The organism is Paractinoplanes ferrugineus, assembly GCF_016862195.1.
Lineage (GTDB): Bacteria > Actinomycetota > Actinomycetes > Mycobacteriales > Micromonosporaceae > Actinoplanes > Actinoplanes ferrugineus.
Genome location: NZ_BOMM01000041.1, coordinates 57820 through 64119, shown reverse-complemented (window position 1 = coordinate 64119; position 6300 = coordinate 57820). Strand labels below are relative to the sequence as shown.

At 76.6% G+C, this 6300-nt stretch carries 3 protein-coding genes and 1 pseudogene; all 4 read left to right on the top strand.

All coding sequences use genetic code 11. The features are described 5' to 3' along the window. A pseudogene (locus Afe05nite_RS23180) lies at positions 1 to 1742 on the top strand (FtsX-like permease family protein); the annotation flags it as partial. Then, entirely contained in the window at positions 1739 to 4726 is a 2988-nt protein-coding gene (locus Afe05nite_RS23175) for an FtsX-like permease family protein (RefSeq protein WP_203819269.1), read from the top strand. The pseudogene Afe05nite_RS23180 and the gene Afe05nite_RS23175, both read left to right, overlap by 4 nt. After that, complete coding sequence (locus tag Afe05nite_RS23170; RefSeq protein ID WP_203819268.1) at positions 4723 to 4968, top strand: hypothetical protein; 246 nt, start codon at positions 4723 to 4725, stop codon at positions 4966 to 4968. Before Afe05nite_RS23175 ends, Afe05nite_RS23170 begins: the two co-directional genes overlap by 4 nt. A 429-nt stretch (positions 4969 to 5397) precedes the next feature. Then, on the top strand, positions 5398 to 6285 hold the full coding sequence (locus Afe05nite_RS23165) for an alpha/beta fold hydrolase (protein ID WP_203819267.1): 888 nt from the start codon (positions 5398 to 5400) through the stop codon (positions 6283 to 6285). The last annotated feature ends 15 nt before the right edge of the window (positions 6286 to 6300 follow it).

The following is a 6300-nucleotide window of genomic DNA, read 5'->3' as shown; positions in this document are numbered from 1 at the left end:
CCGGCGCCCGCCGCGACCGGCGGTCGCGTTTCGTCGACGTGTTCTTCGTGGCCCTCGCCGCCGGAGCGGTCTACCAGGCCCGCAGCGGTGGCCCGGACAGCCCGCTCGGGATCGCCGCCCCCGGACTCGTCGCGCTGGCGGTCGGGCTCATGCTCGCCCGCTTCCTGCGGTGGGCCGCCGATCGGGTCGGCGGGGTGGCCCTGCGGGCGGGCCGGCTGCGGCTCGGGCTCACCGCCGTACAGGTGTCCCGGCAACCCGGCACGGACCGCGTCTTCGCCCTGCTCGTCGTCGCCGTCGCGGTGCTCGCGCTGACCACCGGCGGGCTTGCCGCCGGCCGCGCGGAACGCGCGGCGCGGGCCGGCGTCGAACTCGGGGCCGCCCGGGTGCTCACGGTGGGCGCGCCGTCGCGCACCGCCCTCGAGTACGCGGTACGCCAGGCCGACCCGGGCGGGAAGCAGGCGATGGCAGTCGTGGTGGACACCGGGGCCGCCCCCGCCGTCCTCGCCGTGGACAGCCCCCGGCTCGCCGCGGTGGCCACGTGGCGCCCCGAGTACGGCCCGGTGGGGGCGCTGGCCGCGGCCGTTTCCGCGGTCCGGCAGCCGTCGGCGACCCCGATCACCGGCCGGACGCTGGCCGTCACCTTGAACCGGGACGCGGCCGGGCCCGCGCTGCTCGGCGCGATCCTGCAGCACGAGGGCACCGGGGACGGTTTCCGGGTCGAGTTCCGGGGCCTGCGTACCGGGCCGCAGACGGCGGTGGCCGACGTGTCGCCCTGCGCGGTGGCGCCGGGCTGCCGTCTCGTCGGCTGGCAGCTCTTCCCCGCGGCCGGGGGGCTCACTGTCCGCTCGGTCGCGCAGCGGTCCCCGGCCGGCCCGGTGCTCTCGGGTGCGCAACTCGCCGAGGTGAGCCGGTGGCGGGCGGGATTCACCGGCGTCGTCGCCCGCATCGGCGTCTCCGCCGACGGCCTCGCGCTGCGCGCCTCGGGAAGTTCCGGCACCGAGGTGTACGCGGTGGACGCGCCCCTGCCGGTGCCGGTCGTGCTGGCCGGCACCCGCCCCGAGCCGTGGCGTTTCGACGACGCCATGTCCGGCCGGTTCGGCGGGACGGCCACCCCGGTGCGGGTCGTCGGCACCGCCCCGGTGCTGCCGGTGCTCGGCCGCGAGGGCCTGCTCACCGATCTCGACACGGCCCGGCGGGTGGCGGGCGACGCCGACCTCGGTGGGACGTTCCAGGTCTGGCTCGCCCCCGGCGTCCCGTCGTCGCTCGTCGACGCGCTGCGCGACCGCGGCCTGCAAGTCCTCTCCGATCGCACCGCCGCCGCCCGCACCACCGCCCTGGCCACCGAGGGGCGGGTGATCACCTCGTCGTTCGGTCTGTTCGCGGCCGGCCTGGCGGTGCTCGTCGCGGCCGTGATGATCGGCGTGCTGGCCGCGGCCGAGCGCGAGCCGCAGCGGGCCTTGCTGCGCAACCTCGGCGTCCAGGGGCTGGACGCGTCCCGCTCGGTCTCCGCCGGGGCCGTCCTGCTGGTGGTCTCCGGCGTGGCCGGTGGCCTGCTCGCGGCACTCGTGGCGCGCCCGATCGCGAACGTCACCGCGCCCCCGTTCCCGGACGGCTGGCGGGTGATCCCGCCCCCCGGCGTGCTCGGCGGCCCGGCCCTCGCCGTCGCCGCCGTCGTCGGGCTCGTCGTCTTCGGGATCGCCGGCGGGCTGTCCGTGCGCGGGCTGCGTGGAGGCGTCAAGTGATCGCCCTCGTCCTCGCCATGGTGTGGAACCGCCGCGGGCAGGCCGCCGCCCTGGCCCTGCTGACCATGTTCGGGGTGGCCGCCGCCGTGGCCGCCCCGGCCTACCTGCGCGCGGCCGACCGGGCGGTGGCCGCCGGTCAGGTCGCCACCGCCGACGCCCGGTCGCGCAGCCTCACCCTGATCGCCCGCCAGCACGACCCCCGTCCCGGCCGGGGCAACCCGGCCGCGCTCAAGGCCGACGTCAAGCTCACCGAGAGCGGCGCGACCCTGGCCGGCATGCCCGGCTTCGATTACACGTACGCGGCCGAATACCCGACCGTCGGCCTGGAGAACACCGACAAGATCCGCACCCGGTTCGTCTACCGCCAGGACGTCTGCGCGCATCTGACGGTCACCGCCGGGCGCTGCGTGATCGGCGAGTCCGACCTCGTCATCGGCGAGCAGACGGCCCGGCGCGCCGGGCTGCGACCCGGCGACGAGGTCACGCTGACGTGGGCGTACTACAACGCGGACCCGGCCGTCCTGGCGTTCGTCCCGGACGGCACCGCCAAGCGGTTCCTGATCAGTGGCGTCTACCGCGCCACCGAGCCGGGCGACGCCTACTGGGGTGCGCACAACTACTTCGGTGCCGACACCGGCGGCCGGGCGGGCGAGCCGGCCTTCGTCACCAACGCCTCGCTGACCGGGATGGATCACGGTGGTGTCGAGCTCAGCCTGGACGGCAGCGCCCCACCCGGCGCCCTCACCGTCGACCGCCTCGACGCGGTGCGGTCCGCCCTCGCCGGTCTGCAGGCCCGTACCTCCGTGCTCGGCCCCGGCATCGAGCTCGAGACCGCCATCCCCGACCTGCTCACCCGCATCGACGCCGGCCGGTCCGCCGCCCACCGTATCGTGCCGGTCCTGGCCGTCAGCCTGGTGCTGCTCGCCTGCCTGACGATCTTCCTGGCCGTCGGTTACGGCACCGAGGGCCGCCGCCCCGAACTCGCCGTGGTCGCGTTGCGGGGCGCCCGCTGGGGCCGGCGCTGGTGGCTCGCCACCGGCGAGAACCTGGTCGCCATCCTGGCCGGCACCGTCCTCGGCAGCGTCGCCGGGCAATTGCTCGTCGACGCGTTCGCGGCCTGGCGCTTCCCCGGCGTCGGTGCCGACCCCGGCCTGTCCGCGCTGCGCTGGGTGCCGTTCGCGGCGCTGGCCGCCGTCGTCACCGCCCTGCTCGCCGAACGCCGCCAGCTCGGCCGCCCGGTCGCCGAACTGCTGCGCCGCGTCCCGCCCGCCCCACGGCCGGCCGCGGCCATCGCGGCCGAGGCCATCGTCGTGGTGCTCGCCGCCGTCGCGGTCCTGCAACTCGCGCTCAGCGACGGCGGCCTCGACGGCGTCGGCACGTTCGCCACCGGACTCGTCCTGATCGCGGTGGCCCTCGTCGCCGCCCGGCTGCTGCTGCCCTGGGCCACGGTCTTCGCCCGCCGCCAGCTTCGCGACGGGCGGCTCGCCGCCGCCGTCGCGGCCTTCCAACTTTCCCGGCGGCCCGGTGGGGCACGGTTGTTCGCGCTGCTCACGGCCGCGGTCGCGATCGTCGGGTACGCGGCGGCCGCGGTCGACGTCGGAGCCCGGGGCCGCGAGGTCCAGGCCGGGATCGGCACCGGTGCCGCCCGCGTGGTCACGGTCGGGCCGATCAGCCGGCAGGGCCTGCTCGCCGGGGTGCGCGCGATCGACCCGGCGGGCCGGTTCGCGATGGCCGCCGTCCGGCTGCCGGCCGGCCCGGGACAGCCACCGGTCCTGGCCGTCGACACCCCCCGCCTCGCCTCCGTCGCCGAGTGGGGCGGCGCCTCGCCCGACCTGCGGGCACTTCGACCGGCCGAGGTCGCACCGGTCGTCCTGCGCGGCTCCCGGCTGTCGGTCGACCTGACCACCACCGGGCTGACCATCGGGAAGCCGCTGCTCGCGACCGTGGTACTGGCGCCGGTGTCGGGCCCGGCCGACGAGGTGGTCGAGCTGGGCGAGCTGCGGGCGGGCCGGCAGGCGTACGCGTTCGACGCCCCCGCCTGCGCCGACGGCTGCCGCCTCAAGGCCCTGCAGTTCGCCGGCCGGGCGGGTTCGCTCGACCTGACCGGCCGGATCTCCGTCGACGCGCTCACCGGCGTACCGTCCTCGGCGCTCGCCGACGCCGGCGGCTGGCGGGTCAGCGACGGCGGCAAGCTGACCGGTGGCCTGCGGGTCGAGGTGACCTCGCTGAACGGCCTGGCGAGTGGCATGTTCGTGCAGCCCGCGGACATCCCGTACCCGTTGCCGGTAGCCGTCGCCGGGGACGTCGCCCAGCCCGGCGTGACCGGTTTCGACGGCCGCGCCCTGCCGATCGCCGGCGCCGCGAGCCTGCCCGCCGTGCCCGGCGTGGGCGCGCCCGCCGTGCTCACCGACCTCGACTACGCCGACCGGGCCGCCACCGACGCGACCCCGGTCACCGCCGCCCAGGTGTGGTTGTCGTCGTCGGCCCCGGCGGACGTCCTGACCCGACTGCGCGAGCACGGCCTGGTGGTGACGTCCGACCTGCGGGCCGGCGAGGTGCGCGCGGAACTCGACAAGCAGGGCCCGGCGCTGGCGCTGTGGTTCTACGTCCTCGTGGCCGGGCTGGCCGTGGCCCTGGCCGCGGGCGCCCTGATCCTGGCCGCCGCCGTGGACCGCGCCCGTCGCGTCGAGGACCTGACCGCCCTGCGCGCCCAGGGCCTGGGACGGGCCGCCGTGCGCCGGGCCACCCTGTGGACCTACCCGGTCCTGGTCGCCGCCGCGGTCCTGGCCGGAACCGCCACCGCCCTGCTCGCGTGGCGGCTGACCGGGTGGGCGTTGCCGCTGGCCGGGCTCGACCCACCGGCCGTCCCGCTGCCGTCCCGCCCCCGCCTGACCACGCTGCTGAGCACGGCTGTGGCGTCCTTCGTCATCCTCGCCGGCGTGGCCGTCCTGGCCGGCCGCCGCACGTTACGAGCCATCCGTTGACCCCGCCCCACTCGGCCCGGCCCGGCCCGGCTCGGCCCGGCCCGGCCCGGCTCGGCCCGGCCCGGCTCGGCTCGGCCCGCGCGCACCGCACCGGCCGGGCCGGCTTCGACCAGGCGGCCCGGCGCGGCGGCTGTCCACGCCGGATAGTCGCCGGCCGGGAAACGGGTCCGCGGGTAGACCTGGAGTCAGGCGAACTCGAAGTGGTGCTGCCAGCCGAATGCGGTCGCCCGGTCCGCTCGTAGGCGACAGAATGGCTGCGATCATCGGGACCGGCGGTGGGGATGGAGGCGTCGGTGGCCGCGATGTCGCTGGGCCAGTCCGGCATCGGTGGCTGCTGGGCCTGACGGTCGGCACGAGCGAGCTTGCCCGAGCGCGACTGTCTGCCCGAGCTGCCGGCGGAGCGGATCGAAGTGTCCGCCCGGAGGAGTTCACCGCCGTGGTCAGCGCGACGACGATCCCGAGCCGGGTTCACGCTCGAGCGCAACCAGCGCGCAGGATCGCACCTCCGCTCGAGAGCCGCGTAGCGCATGCCGGCCCGCAGCGTCACTCGCCCCTCGGACCCGGCGGTGCCTCCTCGATGATCCCCGGACCCGTAGATCATCTGAGTATCGGACGGCGGGTGCGATGGAGGAGGATGGGCGGGCGTCAGTGGTCCGAGGAAGGGAACGGCTGTGGCTGAGGTTCGCGCCAACGGGATCGACATCTGGTACGAGACCGCCGGCAACCCGCAGGATCCGGCACTTCTGCTCATCATGGGACTCGGCGCGCAACTGATCGACTGGCCGGCCGGCTTCGTCGAGCAGCTCACCGGGCACGGCTTGCACGTGGTCCTCTTCGACAACCGTGACTCGGGCCTGTCGTCCGGTTTCGACGAGGTCGGCCTGCCCGACCTCCCGGCCGTCCTGGCGGGCGACCGGTCCTCGGTGCCCTACCTGATCCCCGACCTGGCCGCCGACGCCGCCGGTCTGCTCAAGGAGCTGGGCATCGAGCGTGCGCACGTCGTCGGCGTCTCGATGGGCGGCATGATCGCCCAGCAGCTCACGCTCGACCACCCGGAGCTGGTCGCCAGCCTCACCTCGATCATGTCGACCACGGGCGCGCGCGGGGTCGGCCGGCCCCGGCCGGAGGCCGCCGCCGTCCTGATGCGGCCGCCCGCCGCCGACCGGGCCGCGGCGATCGCGGGCGCGGTCGCCGGTTCGCGGGTGATCGGCTCGCCGGGATACCCGGCACCGCAGGCCGAGCTGGAGCGCCGGGCCGCGGCCAAGTACGACCGGGGCTACCGCCCGCAGGGCACGATGCGGCAATACGCGGCCATCGTCGCCTCGCCCGACCGCACGGCCGGCCTGCGCGAGGTGAGCGCTCCCACCCTGGTGATCCACGGCGCCGACGACCCGCTGATCCCTGTCGACGGGGGCGAGGCCACCGCCGCCGCCGTCCCGGGCGCCGAGCTGCTTGTCATCCCCGGCATGGGCCACGACCTGCCGGCCCCGCTGTGGAGCCGGATCGCGGACGCGATCGCCGCCAACACCCGGCGCGCGCAAGACCCGCCTCAGCACTGAGGCGGGGCCGGGGTC